Raw genomic sequence first — 18425 nt, forward strand, 5'->3', positions numbered from 1 at the left:
AATCTTGCATTGAGACATATTTTATAATTGCAAAAGTCGTTATTTATATATTTCCCCACAACATTTAGACTTGATCCCAAAAATGGACCAACAGTCAAGAAGAAAGAGCGAAGCTATTATTTGAATTGTATCCTGATATTAAAAAAGAATATGCTTTATCACAGCAATTATGAACTATATACAACAGTAATAACGATAAGAATGTGGCGATGTTAAAATTAGCGCATTGGTATAGAAAAGTCGAGGAATCAGGTTTTAAAAACTTTAATATCGTTCTCAAAACCATAACCATCAATTATAATTCAATATTAAACTACTTTAATAATCGAAGTACAAATGCATCGGCTGAGTCATTCAATGCAAAGATTAAAGCATTTAGGAGTCAGTTTAGAAAAGTGCGTAAAATCGACTTTTTTCTGTTTAGATTATCTAACCTTTTTGGATAATCCCCAACTTTTGAACTTGATCCATTTAAAGACCTGAACATTTAGTTAATTTATTGACCTAATAACAGCTTCAGAGAGATCTGAAGCTGTTATTTGCAATGTCCTTTATACTGAAATACATTCGTACAAAAAAACCTATGAAGCTAAAGCGACATAGGTTTTATAAAACTAACTAAACTTATTCAAAACAACAAACTATCTATTTATTATGAAGTACTAATTATTAATCTTCAGATACTAAAGGTCTTTCAATATCCATCGTTACATCTAACAAGACAGCTACACCTTTATCGTTCAGCATTGTCATATTTAAAGTATCTAATGAGGCTAATTTTCTTGATATTAACCCACTGAATTGGTTGTAAGAAATATTCATTTCTTTCAAATTATTTAATTTTTCTAAATCAAAAGGAACTTGACCATCCATCTGGTTTTCAAACAAACTAAGGTTTTCTAACATTTTTAACTTTGCAATTTCGGCACTCAATTTACCTTTCAATTTGTTACTGCTCAACAATAAAGTTTTTAACGTTGCTACTTGATAAAGCGAACTTGGTATTTGCCCCTCCAATTCATTATTAAAAGCAGCCAAAGTTTCTAAATTTTTCAGGTTTCCTATTTGAGTTGGCAACTCACCAGAAAGTCTATTCATATAAAGTTCAAGAGTAACTAACTTATTCATCTCTCCTACTGAAGATGGTATGTTACCTGTCAATTTATTAAATGAAAGATCTAAAACTACAAGTTCTTTTAAATTTTCCAAAGAAGCTGGAATCACACCCGATATCTTATTTTTATGTAAATTCAATTTTTTCAAATCAGTTAGATTTACAATTTCACTCGGTATTTCACCAACAAGATTATTATCTGATAAATCTATCGACACAACCTTATCACCTTCCAAAACAACACCATACCAAGTAGATATAGGGGAAGATAAATCCCATTTTGTATTCCAATTAGCTCCGTTTGTAGCAGTATACAATTTCAAGAGTACTGTTTTATCAGAAACTGAAACTTCTGCCAACACTGTAATTGATGCAAAAACGGTTAGTAATAGAGTGAAAATATTTTTCATAATCTTGAATTTATACTAGTTCTAATGTTTAAATATACACACTAAACAGATTATCGACAAATAAAATCGATGAACTACACCTATATGTTAAATTAAAAACTATTTTTCTTACAAAGAAAACGTTTCTACAATTAACAAAGTAAATAGTATAATAAAATCAACCAGCTTTGAACTAACTTTTTGTAAATCAATTTTTTAGTATTCCAAACTGCTATCATATTCAAAAAAAAAAAAAAAAAAAATGGAATAATCTAGATAAAAGAGCGGGAAAGGTTAAATACAAAATATAAGGCATCAAGATGTGTGTAATTTTTACAATTGAAGCATTTATTGCTTTTTTTATTAAAATGATGCATCCGCTTTTAGTCATCCAGCAATAGCTTCAAATGAGCAGACCTTTAAGTAAAACAAGAGGCAAAAATCTTTTGCAGTCATTATAATTTCTAGCTATAGAACTGTATTACCTACTTACCGTGGAAGATTTCACGGTGCTATCGCCGCGCATTTATAGAAATAGGAATAATTGAATTCAACGTATTGTTCTAAAAAAAAAGAAATTGGGAATAAAATTCAATTTCAAATGAGGTTTATAATTTTGTGGACAGGCCAAAATATTTACTTATGTAATTAAATTTCGCCTCATTCTATCTTAAAGAATAGCGTCTTATTTTATACTAGCTCAATTGCTTTTGCTAAATTAAAATCCTTATCTGTTAAACCGTTAGCATCGTGGGTCGACAGCCTAATATTTACTTTATTATACACATTGAAAAGTTCTGGGTGGTGATTGTGTTTTTCAGCTAAAATCCCTAACTGCACAATAAAACCTAGCGCTTGACTAAAATTCTTAAAAACAAATTTCTTTTCGATTCCATTATCATTAAACTTCCAGTCCTTTAAATCTTTTAATATTGGTTGAGCTGTGATTTCGTCGTATATATTCATAATTTTAGTTTTTATTAAAATTAGTTAAAATTTATCTAATTGCTTTGCAATTTAACTTTATATATTAATTTAGACAAATATTAATTTTTTGATCCATTGAGCTCTACTTTTTCCTTCCAAATTTATTCTTCGGTTAAAAATATTCCTTCAAGTTGGGATTCTTTGGCGGTAACCAATATATTTCTATCGCGTGATTATTTAGAAATATTAGCGATTTCTGCTCCAAAAAATATGCAATGTCATTTTATTGGAATGTTTCAAAATGAGGAATTGGTCGGGATAGCAGTCACGCAGTATATTGACTTGAGTAAGCTAAATTCCTTTGGAGAAAGAGACCACTGCCTAAAAACAATCGTACGTGACTTTGTCTTTAAAAACCTTAGCTCAAATGTCCTAGTACTGGGTAACAATATGCTGACTGGGCAAAACGGATGCTATTTTAGTCAAAAACTACCCGCTTCAGAAGGATTAGCTTTATTAAAAAAAGCAACAGATGAGCTAAAGAAAATTTTCCGCGCAAACGGCACAAAAATACATCTTACAATCTTTAAAGATTTTGCCGAAGAGAGAGTTCAGTATTTTAAAATTCCCGAGTTTAACTCATTTTTCCAGTTTACAACCCAACCGAATATGATTTTTGACATTAGGAATTCCTGGTCTAATTTTGACGATTATATTGCAGACCTATCTAAAAAATACCGAGACCAATACAAAAGGGCTCGAAAAAAAGCCGAAGGAATTTCTAAAAGAAAGTTGTCTCTAGAGGAAATCACAACTTACAATTCAAGAATCTATGAATTGTACATGAATGTAGCCAAAAACGCTCCTTTCAATACCTTTTACTTAACTGAAAATCATTTTAAAACTTTAAAAACAGCATTAAAAGACAAGTTCTTATTTTACGGGTACTTTGTTGGAGACGAGTTAATTGGATTCAATACACTGATAAAAAACGGAAAAGATATAGATACCTATTTTCTGGGTTATGACGAAGTCTATCAAAGGGAAAAAATGTTGTACCTGAACATGCTTTACGACATGATTGGTTTTTCAATAAACAAAGGATACAGCCGTATTATTTTTGCCAGAACAGCTTTAGAGATCAAAAGTTCTGTAGGAGCACAACCTATGGATATGTTCGGGATGATGCAACATAGTAATTCTTTTATCAATCTGTTTGTCTCAAAAACGTTCAGCTATTTTGAACCAAAAATGGAATGGAAGGAACGAAACCCATTTAAATAATAAGCAGTTAAGGTATAGCTACTTTTAACTTTTTTGGAGAAATAGCCACGTTCAGCTCTGTCTCTCTACCACAATATTCTCCGTCAATTTGAAAACTTACTGGTGAATTTAATTTGATATTTGCCTTATCCGTTGAAATGATCTCGATATCACCAGTTTCTACTGGTATATTACCTGCAATAATTTTAGCAAAAATGGGCAAATCCAGATTTTTCAAAAGCACCAATTCAAACTTTCCATCATTCATGATTCCCTGAGGGTTAATAACAACTCCTGTTCCGTATTTTTTAGAATTAGCTATAACTATCATTTGTGCTACACATTCAACAATCTGACCATTAGCTGTAATTATTGCGGTGAAAGGATCTTCTTTGTCAAGCAAAGTATTAAACACTTGTAAGGCATAACCCCACTTACCATGTATGGCGCTACTCTCATAGTTTTTTATGAGTTCTGCATTTAGCCCAAGATCACTAAGGTGCAAACTTTTGTTGCCATTTATAAGTATCATATCCATTTCCATAAAAGCATTATGAAATGCTACTGGAATGTTATCTTCTAATTTTTTAGGAATATTTAAATCAGTTGCCAAACCATTAGCAGAACCAGCAGGTATTATCCCAAAAATAACATCTGCATTTTCCAACGCTTCGGCGACTAATTTTATAGTTCCATCACCTCCTGCCACAACCACCCTTTCTGGTTTTAATGTGTCGTATAGCTCTTTTATTTTAGCAGTATCATCACCGGCTGTAGTAGTATAAATCACAATATTTAAGCCTTCCTTATCTGCAAACGCTGAAGTTGCTTCAATAATCTCTGACTTATCCATTCCTCCCGAAACTGGGTTTACAATCAATAGGATATTCTTTTCCACCGTTTTATTTCTTTTATTGATTAAAAATAATTAATTTTCAACATACTCCAAAAGTAGTAAACAAAATGAAACCAATCCTAAAATTATATCGTGGTTATGCAAATGAGCAAGAACTAATTGTGATGGGACATGTTTTTAAACCAACAACAAAAAAGGATTACGATTTTCTTTCAAAAAGTTTAAAAAATGCAAGATCTGTAATCAGTATGTTTCGGATTAAAACACAAGCAAATGCAGACGTCTACCTAATACACAACAACACAAAAATACACACAAAAACACTAGATGATGGTTATTTTAAATTTTGCATCCCGTTAGAAGAAACTACTCATTACGGATGGATTGACTACGAAGTTAGTATCATTTATAAGAATGATACAATTGTAACCAAAGGAAGCTATAACAGACCCAGAATAGGTAATTTAGGAATCATATCTGATATAGACGATACGTTTTTAGTTTCTTATACTCTGAACCCTTTTAAAAAGTTATACCATCTCTTATTTAGAAATGTCCACTCTAGAAAAGTTTTTGAAGATGTTGTTCCGCATTTCCAAGCTTTAAGTTCTGAAGGAAGAGCGGGTAACGAGGAACTAAATGCTTTTTTTTATGTTTCAAGTAGTGAGTGGAATTTGTATCGATTTCTTATACTATTCACCGAAATTCACCGCTTACCCAAAGCTGTTTTGCTGTTAAAAGATATTAAAACCAGTTTGACTAATTTCTTATGGACCGGAAGAGGTGGTCACAATCATAAGTTTGAAAAAATAAAACACATTTTAGAATTCTATCCTAATTTACAGTATGTTTTGATAGGTGATGATTCGCAGCATGATCCTTTTTTATATGAGGCCATAAGCAAGATTTTCCCTTTGACCGTGAAAGCAGTTTATATACGGCAAACTGGGAAACATAAAAAAGAAAAGATAATCAAAGTGCTTAAAAACCTGGAAACCTTAGATGTTTCAGTTTGTTATTTTGAAAATAGCGCACAAGCCATTTCACATTCTAAGAAGACAGGTCTAATTTCCTAATGAACACGATATCTCTTGGACGGACACCACAGTAGCCCAGATGGCAATGAAATCCTTTTACAGCCTCGTTCTATTTTTTCTTAGACTAAAAGAGCGACCTACGGAAGCTCCTTTTAGTATGTAGAAAAAACAAACGAGACCAGAAAGGATGGAATGAACAGCTGGAAAAAGCTACTCAAAAAATTTAAAATAATATATTAATTAAGCTTTGTCGATTTCTTCTTGAACATTTTCCCAGTCCAAAAGTAATTTATCCAAATCTGCCTTCTTTTTATTATATGCTTTGAAGAAAGAAGCGTCTTCAATATTTTTATTGTAATTTGAAGCTAACATTTTATCATCATGCTGAATGTCTTTTTCTAATTGCTTAATTTGACTTTCCACTTTGCTTAGACGATTCTGCAATGCTTTCCCCTTTTTTTGTTCTTCATACGAAGCTTTATTACTATCCTTGGGAGCGGCAGCTTTAAGAGCATCTTTCTTCTCGACCTCACGCATATTCTCTAAATTACGCTGCTCTAAGAAGTAGTTAACATCTCCTAAGTATTCTTTTATCTTTTGATCTCTAAACTCATAAACAATGTTAGACATTCCCTGAAGAAAATCCCTATCGTGCGAAACTAGAAGTAGCGTTCCTTCATACTTTTGTAATGCTGCTTTCAAAACGTTCTTAGATTTAATATCCAAGTGATTTGTAGGCTCATCCATTACCAATACATTTATAGGCTGTAAAAGCAATTTACAAAGTGCTAGACGGTTTCTTTCTCCTCCTGAAAGGACTTTTACCTTTTTCTCAACATCGTCGCCACGAAAGAGGAATGACCCTAGCATATCACGTACCTTAGAACGGTTAGTATCTGTAGCGGCATCTTCCATAGTTTGTAATAAAGTAATCTCACCATCCAGATACTCTGCTTGGTTTTGGGCAAAATAACCTACTTGTACATTATGACCTAACTTTATATCTCCTTCATATTCAAATTCATTGACAATAGCTTTAATAAAAGTTGATTTACCTTGTCCATTTTGACCGACAAAAGCAATTTTACTTCCGCGCTCTACTAACAGTGAAATGTCTTTTAAAATGGTTTTATCACCGTAGCTTTTTGTTACTTTTTCAGCTTCGATTACAACACGACCAGGAACCTTAGAAAGCGGAAAAGAGATATTCATTACAGAATTATCATCCTCATCTACTTCGATACGTTCTATTTTATCCAGTTTTTTAATCATCGATTGTGCCATGGAAGCTTTGGATGCTTTGGCACGGAATTTCTCAATTAATTTTTCTGTTTCTTCAATTTTTTTGGCTTGATTCTTTTGTGTAGCCAATTGTTTTTCGCGAATTTCATGACGCAATTCTAAATATTGAGAATAAGGTTTGTTGAAATCGTATGCTTTTCCAAGGGAAATTTCAATCGTTCTATTAGTCACATTATCTAAAAACATTTTATCATGCGAAACAATTACGACAACACCTATATAATTACGCAAGAAACTCTCCAACCAAATGATACTTTCGATATCAAGGTGATTCGTTGGCTCATCCAGTAGCAAAACATCATTAGCTTGCAGTAAAAGTTTAGCTAATTCGATTCGCATTCTCCAACCTCCAGAAAAAGTCTCTGTTTGATTATTAAAAACTTCTCTTTTAAAACCTAAACCTAAAAGAATTTTTTCAGTGTCACCAACATAGTTATAACCACCCAATAATTCAAAACGATGCGTATAATCGGATAAGTCTTCAATTATTTTAGAATATTCCTCACTTTCATAATCAGTACGGGTGACTAATTGATGATTGATTTCTTCTAATTTTTTTTCAACTACTTTTATATCGACAAAAGCTTCATAAGCCTCTTCTAAAACTGTACGGCCTTGCTCAAAATCAATATCTTGACGTAAAAACCCCATTCTCACATCTTTTTCTTGAGAAATCACGCCTGTATCAGGAAGAAAGTCACCAGCCAACATTTTGAGCATTGTAGATTTACCTGCACCATTTTTACCAACAAGACCTACGCGGTCTCCGGCACCCAATCGAAAGGTCACTTCTTCAAATAAATAGGAACCTCCAAACGAGACAGATAAATTGTGTATATTAAGCATGTATTATGATTTTATTCCCTTTCAAATTTGTAAATTTGTCACTCCAAAAAAAGGAAAAATTAAATTTTTTGCAAATGTTAAAAAAAGGATCCAAATTATATAGCATTTTAACAGGAACTTGTCCAAAATGTCAGAAAGAAAGTATGTATTTAGACCCAAATCCACTCCATCTGGGTAATATCTTAAAAATGCATGAAAATTGCAGCCATTGTGGATTAAAATATCAAATCGAACCTTCCTTCTTTTATGGCGCTATGTATGTCAGTTATGGACTAAATGTAGCTATTGGAATAGCTGCGTTTATAATTTCATATGTACTATTAAATTCCTCTCTAAAAGTAGCTTTTATTTCAATAATCGCCTCTCTTATAGTTCTATTTCCATTTGTATTACGATGGTCGAGAAATATATATATCAACATGTTTGTCTCCTATGATCCTAATTTCAAGCAAAAATAACATTATCTCTGTCGTTTAGGCAGGAACCTTTTTATGTCAATTGCGGCATCGAGAACGATGTCATTTTCTATAGCGTCATACAAGGCCTGAGCCATAGAAGGCCCTAACATTACTCCTCTTGTCCCTAATCCATTTAAAATATGAATTGTAGGATGCATGGAGTGCGTTCCCACCAATGGTCTTCTGTCTTTTACTGTTGGTCGAACTCCTGCAAAATGTTCTATTATTTCAAAATCACAGCTAATAATTTCTTTTATTCTATCTACTAATTCCAGTTTCCCTTCTTCAGTCGCTAAGTCTGTCTTATCTTTCCAATTATAAGTTGCCCCCACTTTAAACAGATTATCGCCTAACGGCAGTATAAAGACACTTGTGTTCATAATAACATCAAGATCAAGCATAGGGGCTTTAATAATGAATAACTCCCCTTTTGTACCATCTAATGGTAAATGCTTAAAATAAGGATTAGCATGCATCCCAAAACCCTCTGCAAAAACAATATGTCGAGCCTCAATATCTTTGTAACGTACACCTCCAGATACAACTTCGATTAATTCATAATCAAACGATTCTCCTAGGAATAAATCATTTCCAACAAGGTACTCCCTATATTTTTCTAATAAAACAGCTGTATCAACATGACCTGTTTGTAATACTTCTCCATAGTTGTAAGGCGAATCAATTCCTGAATATTTTTTGGTAATCAATTCCGTGGATAAAAATGGTGCCAATGAAACTTTATCAGAAGCTGCAAACCAATTATTTTGTTCTTCAATGGAAAAAAACTTCCTTAGAATAGGTTTCTTAAAATCAACTTTAGTTTTTAATTTATCTTCCAAAACACTATAGAACTCTTTCATCACGACTAATTGTTCTTGCGCCTGCCAAACTTCGCTAAAACGCTTAAGAATTACAGGGTTGTACAATCCGCCAGCAATCCTGGAAGAATTTTGGGAATTATTATCCAAAACCAAAATTGTCTTACTATTGCGTATTGCAATTTCAGCAAATCCAATACCAGCGAGACCCGAACCTATAATTAAATAATCAATCATCCTATAAGAGTAAAAGTTAATATAAAAACACAAAGAAAGAACATTAAAAGAACCAAACTTAAAAATTCAATATAAAAAAAACTCTCATCAATTACGACAAGAGTTTCCTTCTATTTAATAAAATATGAAATTAGTAATTCCACATATCTGATTCAAAGTCACGAATTTTTTCTTTCACTCTTTCTGATTCTAACAATTGATTCTGAGCATTGTCTTTCATGTACTCATCTATTGCTCTATCTCCATATACATTTTCTTCTTTGTATATAACGCTATTAAAGTGTCTGGAGTTCAATATTTGGTCAAAAGAAATTGGCATTGCAGAGTTAGCATCGTTAAAAGCTTTTGCTTCATGTAAAACCTCTCTCGCCGACGGGAAGAAAATCCAAAATAACTCAATATAATCTTTCTCGTCATTGTTCATTGTATAAACATCTGGCGTAACCGGACAAATACCCAACAATCGATATTTCAATTCACTTTGACGTTTATCAAAATACCAATATCCTTTAATCTTATACTGCGTAACATCCTGAGCTGTCAAATCTGACCGCATGATATATTCAGGAGAAACACTCATTCCTGCATTTACTTGCTCTCTACCCGCATCAGTTGTATCAACACGAGACAAAGATGCCTGAATGTCTTTGTACGACTTTTTTGTATTGAAGTAGCTATCAGAATACACTTCAGTAATAGCGCCACTTTTTACAGCTTTTGTAAGTACGTCATATAATGAACGTCTGTTAGAACCAATATTTGCGGTATCAATAGGAAAATATAAGGCAAAATTAATTCTCTCATTAAGATCTATAATCTCCCAAACAGTTTTACCCATCAATATATCCCTATCATGCACATAACCATAAGCCAAAGGCTTATCATTGTCTGATATTAGTTGAGCAGCAGTTTTAAGACCTATCTCGCTTGGTGTTTTTGCATTTAGCAAATTAGATTGTGCAAAAGTAGCACATCCTCCAGCAATGGAAATAACAACTATTAAAAAATTTCTAACATTCATCATAATGTGATTATAAGATATTGAAGTAGCCTTTTAAAGCAACCTACGTATTATTGTATTTCAAAAATAACTGGAGCTGTTCTTGGTAATAAATAACTACCTGCACCAACAAGCTTCGTTTTAATCTCCGAAATAGTAACTTGATCTCCTCTTCCCGCTTTAGAAAGAACAGCCTTACATTGTGCATTTAATTTATCTCCTTGAACAACAACTGTTGCTTGCCCAGTAACTTTTAAATTAAATCCAACTACGTTCAAACCAACTTCAAAATCAAAATCTTCCAATTTAGCACCAATTGTAGCAATCTCTAAATTTGATTTAGGTCCTTTTACGACACCTGTTTCTCCTCTAATTGTACCTGTAGGTCCCGGAATTCCTTTGATTCTAAATACTTTTTTATCAGTAGCAACTTTTCCGTCAGACATTTTACCTGACACACTAATTACAACTTCATTTCCTCCACCTGGACTCATGTTGTATTTCCCATTACCTGCTTTAGACAAACCAGGAGCTGAAACAGAAACATCGCTATCAGATATACCAGCAAATGAAATAGACATTGGATTAACAACACCTCTATATACTACATTCATTTTATCTGCCGAAATCGTAGCAGAATTAGGTCTTGGAACAACTACATATTTTCCTTTAAACGCAAGAGGAACTGTTTTCCCATCTTCAAGAAAAGAAAATTGACCTGCTATTGTTTGCTCTCCTACACCACCTGCCGTCATTGAAATCACAGCCTGACCATTAACAATTTTTCCTGGACCTGAAAAAGAAGTTGGTTTTGTATTCCCATCATATCTACCAAGTACCACTTTACCAGTAACAGTCTCACCTTGGAAGTAAGCGTTTTTATCTAGTACAACAATCGCTTCATAGTTGCTATAAGATGCCGCAGCAACAGCCGCTTTACCTAAAGCAGAGCTATAAACATCTGATTCCGCTTTGTTAATATCATTTTGCCAAGTTGAAAGCTTTGCTATAGTTGCAATAGCTGGAAAACCTTTGAAATGATATGATAAAAATTTATCTTTTAATCCTTCTTTATTCTTTACATCTGAAACGTCAAATTTACTTTCAACTTCTTTAATAATTGAAACATATTTTGCATCTGCTCCTAGTACAGACTTCATATCTGCTTTATACTTATTGATAGTAGCTATAATTTCGGTCCCCTTTTTTGAGTAACCTTCACCTTCAAACCAATCATCAATATTATCACCTTTATCCATATCTTCATAAGGCAACTTTCCAGTTTCAGGGTCTATTTCAAATCCTGTACCAGCTTGTGTTTTTAAAGATGCTATATAATTAAAAAAATTATCTGTTATTGTTTTTACTTTATGTGCTGTTTCTACTGCTACTATAAATACACCTTTTGCTTCTCCAGCTTTTGCTTCTAATGCTCCTAAAAGTTGATCATTAGACAATTTTGAAGTTTCATTTGATGTTTCAAATTTTTCATTCATCAATCCAAAACCTGAAATAACTTCTTTTGATACATTCATTGCCAACATAGCGATAAAAACCAGATACATAAGGTTTATCATCTTCTGTCTAGGGGTTAGTTTTCCTCCTGCCATATTTTCTAATAATTAGTTAGTTGTTTGTTTATCTAGTTCGAAACTAATTATCCTTTTTTACCCATTGCAGAAAGCATTCCACCATAAACATTATTCAACGATGACAAGTTAGTTGTCAATGATTGCATTTGTTCTTTTAATTTTAAATTATTTTCAAGAACTTCTTCATTGATTTGTGCATTTCGAGAAGCACTTTGCAACTGTACTTTATATAAACTGTTCAAAGATTCCATTTGCGCTGCCGCCATAGTTAACTCTTCACTGTATTTTTGCGTAGAAGCAATAGATTCAGCAGTTGGAGCAATACTTTTCGCTGCTGATTCAAAATTCTTGATGCTGTTTCCTAAACTTGACATTAATTCCCCATCAATTTTAGCATCTTTCAACATAGCGTCTAATTTTTGCGATAACATTCCTTGCGAATCAGAAGGCGCTTCCACTCTTTTTTTTGTTTCTGTTTTTATACCATTCGCCAACTCCGGATAAACCAATGTCCAATCTAACTCATCATCAACGGGCTCAAATGCTGAAAGGGCAAAAATAAAAGCTTCTGTCAACAATCCCACTGCAAGCATTCTTGTTCCTGTTAACGGTCCAATTTCAAAGTGAATAATTTTGAATAAAGCGCCAACGATTACAACTGCAGCACCCATTCCATATGCGAAATTCATTGCTTTTTTACTTAATAATGCCATAATTTTTTTTGATTTAAGGGGTTTTTTTTTATCTGTTTTTAATTTTGGTTCCGTTTCCGGTTGTTTGTAATCCCATGTAATCCTGAACGGTTCTAAATCCGATAAAACTTCGTGCAGAATCAGCATATTCGAAATCTCTTGTACTTACTTGTAGGAAATAAGCAACATCTTTCCATGAACCTCCACGAACTACCTTACGTTTATTAGAAGCATCTAAAACATTTGGGTTCATTGAGGAAACATACTCATATGCATTGGGGTCGTAAGAAGAGTCTGTCCATTCTGAAACATTCCCTGCCATATTATATAAATTGTAACCATTCGGTTCGTAAGATTTTGCTTCAACAGTATACAATGCCTGATCTGCTGCATAATCTCCCCTATTTGGTTTAAAGTTTGCAAGAAAGCATCCTCTGTCATTTTTAGTATAAGGTCCACCCCATGGATATGTAGCTGACTCTAAACCTCCCCTAGCTGAATATTCCCATTCTGCTTCCGTTGGCAATCTAAATGAGTTTATTAAATCATGTCCTTTTTTCTTTGATTTAATATAAATGTTTTTATTTAATGTTCTCCAAGCACAAAAAGCTTTTGCTTGTGTCCATTTTACTCCTACAACAGGATAATCCCCGTACGCTTTATGCCAGAAATAATCATTGTGCATTGGTTCATTATAGGAGTAAGCAAAATCTTTAATCCAAACAGTGGTATCTGGATACACTTTTACTTCTTCTGTTTTTATAAAATCTTTTCGTTTCCCAACTTTAGCTTTAGCCGCAGCTTGAATATCCATCCAAGAATAACGAAATTTTAATTTATCAACATCAATAGTTCTTAATCCGTTGTATGAAGCCTCTTGTGGTAAATACATAGAATCCATTACTTCCACATAATACTCATCTGGATATAATTTAGGGTCTCTAATTAATTTTACTTTTTTATTAAGCTTTCTTCCAGCATAAGGATCGTCATCTGTACCAATACTATAATAGTTATCATACATATACTTGTCATAAGCAGTCATTTTTTCAGGATCTGAATCGTTAAAAGCAAAATCACCTATACTACCTGCATTTTTTCCCTTACCTTTTGTATCTCCGGCTTTTATACCACTCATATCTGCAAGAATAGCTAAACGAACTCTCATGGTAGAATCCTTAACCCATTCCACAAATTGACGGTACTCACTATTTGTTATCTCCGTTTCATCCATATAGAACGACCTAACAGTTACTGTTTTAGTAGGAGCGTCTTGTATTGAAGCAACATCATCATCAGATTTACCCATAATAAAAGCACCACCAGGCACTAATGTCATACCATATGGTTTCTCAGGATGCCATTTTTCTCCTTTAACTCCGACCAACTCACCTTTGTCACTTGACTTACCACAGCCTGCTAACAGTGCCAATATTGCCATAAATGCAATGAACTTCTTCATATAAATGCGGGTTATGTATTCATTATTTTTAAAGTTTGTAAACCTATTTATTATTTTTTAAAAAAACAATACTTTTAAACTAAACATTCTTTTTAATAGAATTAATTTAGTTGTATAAAATTCTTCTTTTTAAATACTGTTTTTACGCTGTGCCTTCCACCATCTTTCCGGCAATTCCTGATTACATGCTCCCAAATATTCATCGTAAGAACATGGTAATAACGTATTCCTCTTCAATTTATTATTGCCATTTGAAATAAATGGTATTTCAATCCACCATCTATCCGTTTTGTCACTTTTATGAAAAACTAGCACTTCATCTTCTAGAGGCACAATATATTTAATATAATTTTCTCGACTCCCAAACGGGTACTCATTAGATCGATAATGAAATCCTTCTATAAAATACCAAATGATCTGGGCTATTAGAACAGATTCCTGAGCTGAGTTATTATGATTGAATATTCCAAATATAGACACTTTATCACTAATTCCCGCATATCTTGATAAAGAACATATTTCTTTTCCGTTAAAACCGTTAGGTGCAAACGTATCAAAATTACCAGAATCAGATGACTTTACAGAATTCAAATCAAGACTAACTACATCTGCATCTCTAAATACAGGCTCCGCTAAAGCAATATTATTAGAAATCGCTCCTAATCTGTAACCATCAAAAAATAACTTCTCAATTAGATCAATCTCTTCTTGAGAATTATAATAAGTCTGATACCCTATATTACAAAAATTAAACAGATTATTGGGCTCGTCAATAATTATTTTAGTCAAATAAGACGAAGCATAAACCTCATCATTTTCTTTTCCAAAATCAAATTTACTGTCTATTGAAACTAAATTTACCATCTGTTCCAATTCATCAAACGCTCTATAAAGTGCAAATGTTAAATCTTGTGAGCCACCAATAACTAAGGGTATAATTTTTTTCTTAATTAAATTTGAAACTACTTTTCGCAAAGCAAAATAAGAGTCTTCTATCGAATTTCCAGCCAGAATATCTCCTAAATCAGCAATTGACGCATCCCAGTTACCCGGAAACATAGTATATAAATCTTTACGAATTGCAGATAAATCGACAGCTTCTGTTACTTTACCTCCACCGCGGTTCTCTAAAACCCCGATTACAGCTATATTAATCTTATTTAAATCCGGAAGCTGGTCTTTTGTATGAAAAACTACTTTACTCCCCAACTGCTGGGATGTCAACCCTTGAACCAACTCAAGAATTTCATTATCAACAGCTTCTAAAAAATCAAATTCCATTCTATTTCTTTTTTGCTACAGGTTTCTTAACTGCGGTTTTTTTAGTTGCTGCTTTCTTAGCTGGTGCTTTTTTGGCAGCCACCTTTTTTGCAGGCGTCTTTTTAGCTATCATTTCTTGAACTTCTTCTAGGGTCAATTTTGTCGCATCAACTTCTTTAGGAAGTTCAATTTTTATTTTTCCTTTAGTTATAACAGAGCGTCCCCAACGTGCTTTTTCAACCAAAATTCCTTCCTCTTCCCAGTTATGCAAAACTTTATCAATATTTTTCTGCAATTTGTCTTCAATCAATGCTTCAATATCTGATTGCGACAAATTATCAAAATTATATTTCTTACTTACATTGATAAACAAACCATTCCATTTTATAAAAGGACCAAAACGACCAACACCTTTCTGAACACCCTCACTTTTATAAACCGCTATCGGCGCATCAGCAATTGCTTTCTCATCAATTAATTCTTTTGCTCTGTCAAAATCTACATCCAAAGGATTTTCTCCTTTTGGCAAGGACACAAAAGCAGCTCCATGACGAATGTAAGGACCATAACGACCATTACTCACCTCAACTTCTTCTTCTTTATATACTCCCAAATTTTTTGGAAGTAAAAACAAATTCAACGCTTCTTCCAAACCAATATTTCCAATATTCTGATCAGGCATTAAACTAGCAAATTTCTTTTCTTCGTCATCTGCTTCTCCAATTTGAGCCATTGGTCCAAATTTCCCTAAACGAACAGAGACTTGTTTTCCAGTTTTCGGGTCTTTTCCTAGAATTCTTTCTCCGCTTTCTCTTTCGGCATTTGCTTCTACATCTTTTACCGTAGGATGAAATTTATCATAGAATTCTTGCATCATCTCTGTCCAGTTCACATTTCCTTCTGCAATTTCATCAAAATCCTGCTCTACTTTTGCGGTAAAATTATAATCTAAGATATTACCGAAATTCTTCACTAAGAAATCAGTTACGATTGTCCCGATATCTGTTGGGACTAATTTTCCTTTATCAGAACCCGTATTCTCTTTAAGTAACTTCTCTTCTAATTTCCCGGATTGCAAAACCAATTGCGTATAATTACGTTCTTGACCGTCAAGATTTCCTTTCTCAACATAATTTCTGTTGATAATGGTAGAAATGGTAGGAGCATAAGTTGACGGACGACCAATTCCTAGTTCTTCTAGTTTTTTAACCAGGGAAGCTTCTGTATAACGTGCCGGAGCTCTTGAGTATCGTTCCGTTGCAGTAATATAATTATTTTGAAGTTTTTCATTGACTTTCATCGCTGGCAACATTCCTTCTTGCTCCTCTTCATCGTCATCATGACCTTCTAAGTATACTTTTAAGAAACCTTCAAAAAGTAAAACCTCACCAGATGCCGTAAAAATTTCACTATGATTGTTTGCTTCAATTTTTACGTTTGTTCTTTCCAGCTTTGCATCACTCATTTGCGAAGCCAAAGTTCTTTTCCAGATTAAATCATATAAACGAGCTTGATCTCTATCGATATTCACGGTATGACGTGACATGTCTGTAGGACGAATTGCCTCGTGCGCTTCCTGTGCTCCTTTACTCTTATTAACAAAAGTTCGAGGTTTAGAAAATTCTTTCCCGTACGATTTTATGATTTCTGCCTCAGCAGCTTCCATTGCATCCTTAGAAAGGTTTACACTATCCGTTCTCATATAAGTTATAAGTCCAGCTTCATATAAACGTTGCGCTAATTGCATTGTAATTCCAACAGGCAAATAAAGTTTTCTTGCCGCTTCTTGTTGTAAGGTCGAAGTCGTAAAAGGTCCTGTTGGCGATTTTTTTGTTGGCTTTGTTTCTAAATCCGCAACCTTATAAGTAGAACCGATATTTTTATTTAAAAAATCTTCCGCTTCTTTTTTAGTATTAAAATTCTTCGGAAGTTTTGCCTTGAAAGATTTCCCTGATTCATTGGTAAACTCGGCAACAATAGAATAACTTGCTACAGCATTAAAGTTCTGAATATCTCTTTCACGCTCTACAATTAAACGAACCGAAACAGATTGCACACGACCTGCTGAAAGTCCGCCTTTAATTTTTCTCCATAAAACAGGAGACAATTCATAACCTACTAATCGGTCTAAAACACGACGAGCCTGTTGTGCATTTACTAAATTATAATCAATTTCACGTGGATTATCAATCGCTTTTAGAATAGCGGTTTTCGTAATTTCATGAAATACAATTCGTTTTGTTTTTGCTTTATCTAATTTTAATTCTTCGGCAAGATGCCAAGAAATAGCTTCTCCCTCGCGATCCTCATCACTTGCTAACCAAACCATTTCGGCTTTCTTAGCTAGTCCTTTTAGCTTGGTTACTAAGGCTTTCTTATCAGATGAAACTTCATATTTAGGTTTAAAACCATTCTCTACATCTACCCCAATTTCTTTAGAAGGCAAGTCGGCAATATGCCCATAACTTGACTCCACCTGAAAATCACTTCCTAAAAATTTCTCGATTGTTTTCGCCTTTGCAGGGGACTCCACTATTACTAAATTCTTTGCCATTGCTCTATTTTTCTGGGACAAAAGTATCTATTTTTTTTAAATATAGTGCTTTTGGTAATTTTAAAAGTGTTTTTTTCTGATAGGAAGCTTCAAAATATAGGTGCGATTCACACTTTTTTTTGCCAAAACAAACGTAGAAATACAACCGAAACATTTAATCACAACATATTTGAAGTAGGATTATTTAGAGAACCAGAAACAAAATAATAAACCTGCAAATCACCAGCTATAAATACATTAATTCGAATTTCTCTTCTCCTTTCATTTTAGTTTCTACATTAATACCATAATCGGTAAGAAGTATCTCTATTTTGCTAAAACCTCAGCTATTCATTTTTGTCACCTCAGCCATAATGACAACATGCTTAGCAACTTTAATCATAGTATAATTTACAAATGCATCCAAAACATTTAAAGTACTCAAACCAAATTCTAAATGGATAACAGCTGTTCCTGAAAATAATATTTTGCAAGTAAATTGGGTCTCAGGCTGAAGTCGCACTGTTTCAAATACCACCTCCCAATTGTGCCGCATCTATTTTTATTCCTCTAAAACGGTCTAAAGACACTTTTAACAAAGGTGCAAATACTCTCCATTTTTTTAAACCCTTGCTCCGC

Annotated in this window: 16 protein-coding genes; 4 read left to right on the top strand and 12 right to left on the bottom strand. The window is 33.4% G+C overall.

Features of this window, described 5'->3' with window-relative positions:
• Positions 1 to 176 precede the first annotated feature (176 nt).
• Positions 177 to 446: a transposase gene (locus tag QO200_RS17995; protein WP_371543089.1), complete on the top strand. Its 270-nt coding sequence runs from the start codon at positions 177 to 179 to the stop codon at positions 444 to 446.
• Positions 447 to 669: 223 nt separating this feature from the next.
• On the opposite strand, the gene QO200_RS18000 is transcribed toward QO200_RS17995, so the two are convergent.
• Together QO200_RS18000 and QO200_RS18005 are read right to left on the bottom strand one after the other, a co-directional pair.
• On the bottom strand, positions 670 to 1524 hold the full coding sequence (locus tag QO200_RS18000; RefSeq protein WP_371543020.1) for a Two component regulator three Y domain protein: 855 nt from the start codon (positions 1522 to 1524) through the stop codon (positions 670 to 672).
• Between the two features lie 669 nt (positions 1525 to 2193).
• Positions 2194 to 2469, bottom strand: coding sequence for a 4a-hydroxytetrahydrobiopterin dehydratase (locus QO200_RS18005; protein ID WP_371543023.1), 276 nt, complete (start codon positions 2467 to 2469; stop codon positions 2194 to 2196).
• A gap of 96 nt (positions 2470 to 2565) precedes the next feature.
• On the opposite strand from QO200_RS18005, the gene QO200_RS18010 reads away from it, so the two are divergent.
• Complete coding sequence (locus tag QO200_RS18010; RefSeq protein ID WP_371543025.1) at positions 2566 to 3714, top strand: GNAT family N-acetyltransferase; 1149 nt, start codon at positions 2566 to 2568, stop codon at positions 3712 to 3714.
• A gap of 7 nt (positions 3715 to 3721) precedes the next feature.
• On the opposite strand, the gene QO200_RS18015 is transcribed toward QO200_RS18010, so the two are convergent.
• On the bottom strand, positions 3722 to 4591 hold the full coding sequence (locus QO200_RS18015; RefSeq protein WP_371543028.1) for a diacylglycerol kinase family protein: 870 nt from the start codon (positions 4589 to 4591) through the stop codon (positions 3722 to 3724).
• Positions 4592 to 4656: 65 nt separating this feature from the next.
• On the opposite strand from QO200_RS18015, the gene QO200_RS18020 reads away from it, so the two are divergent.
• Entirely contained in the window at positions 4657 to 5625 is a 969-nt protein-coding gene (locus QO200_RS18020) for an App1 family protein (protein ID WP_371543031.1), read from the top strand.
• 201 nt (positions 5626 to 5826) lie between these two features.
• Here the strand turns inward: QO200_RS18020 and abc-f are convergent, their stop codons facing one another.
• Complete coding sequence (gene abc-f / locus QO200_RS18025) at positions 5827 to 7734, bottom strand: ribosomal protection-like ABC-F family protein (RefSeq protein WP_371543033.1); 1908 nt, start codon at positions 7732 to 7734, stop codon at positions 5827 to 5829.
• Between the two features lie 74 nt (positions 7735 to 7808).
• Between abc-f and QO200_RS18030 the strand changes: the two genes are divergently transcribed.
• Entirely contained in the window at positions 7809 to 8192 is a 384-nt protein-coding gene (locus tag QO200_RS18030; protein ID WP_371543035.1) for a DUF983 domain-containing protein, read from the top strand.
• A gap of 2 nt (positions 8193 to 8194) precedes the next feature.
• Here the strand turns inward: QO200_RS18030 and QO200_RS18035 are convergent, their stop codons facing one another.
• The 8 genes from QO200_RS18035 to QO200_RS18070 form a co-directional block, all read right to left on the bottom strand.
• Positions 8195 to 9247, bottom strand: coding sequence for an NAD(P)/FAD-dependent oxidoreductase (locus QO200_RS18035; RefSeq protein WP_371543038.1), 1053 nt, complete (start codon positions 9245 to 9247; stop codon positions 8195 to 8197).
• A gap of 130 nt (positions 9248 to 9377) precedes the next feature.
• On the bottom strand, positions 9378 to 10268 hold the full coding sequence (gldN, locus tag QO200_RS18040) for a gliding motility protein GldN (protein ID WP_371543092.1): 891 nt from the start codon (positions 10266 to 10268) through the stop codon (positions 9378 to 9380).
• Positions 10269 to 10318: 50 nt separating this feature from the next.
• Positions 10319 to 11857, bottom strand: coding sequence for a gliding motility protein GldM (gene gldM, locus QO200_RS18045; RefSeq protein ID WP_371543041.1), 1539 nt, complete (start codon positions 11855 to 11857; stop codon positions 10319 to 10321).
• 47 nt (positions 11858 to 11904) lie between these two features.
• Complete coding sequence (gene gldL, locus QO200_RS18050) at positions 11905 to 12552, bottom strand: gliding motility protein GldL (RefSeq protein WP_371543043.1); 648 nt, start codon at positions 12550 to 12552, stop codon at positions 11905 to 11907.
• 28 nt (positions 12553 to 12580) lie between these two features.
• Positions 12581 to 13993 (bottom strand): gliding motility lipoprotein GldK, encoded by a 1413-nt coding sequence (gldK, locus tag QO200_RS18055; RefSeq protein ID WP_371543045.1) that lies wholly within the window; start codon positions 13991 to 13993, stop codon positions 12581 to 12583.
• 129 nt (positions 13994 to 14122) lie between these two features.
• Positions 14123 to 15274 carry a formimidoylglutamase gene (locus QO200_RS18060; protein ID WP_371543047.1) on the bottom strand — a complete coding sequence of 384 codons (1152 nt, stop codon included), beginning with the start codon at positions 15272 to 15274 and terminating at the stop codon, positions 14123 to 14125.
• A gap of 1 nt (position 15275) precedes the next feature.
• Entirely contained in the window at positions 15276 to 17807 is a 2532-nt protein-coding gene (gene topA / locus QO200_RS18065; RefSeq protein ID WP_371543050.1) for a type I DNA topoisomerase, read from the bottom strand.
• Between the two features lie 322 nt (positions 17808 to 18129).
• The gene (locus QO200_RS18070) at positions 18130 to 18342 is read right to left on the bottom strand and encodes a hypothetical protein (RefSeq protein WP_371543053.1); all 213 of its coding nucleotides are present in this window, start codon (positions 18340 to 18342) and stop codon (positions 18130 to 18132) included.
• Positions 18343 to 18425: the final 83 nt, after the last annotated feature.

Source organism: Flavobacterium sp. Arc3 (genome assembly GCF_041431375.1).
Classification (GTDB): domain Bacteria; phylum Bacteroidota; class Bacteroidia; order Flavobacteriales; family Flavobacteriaceae; genus Flavobacterium.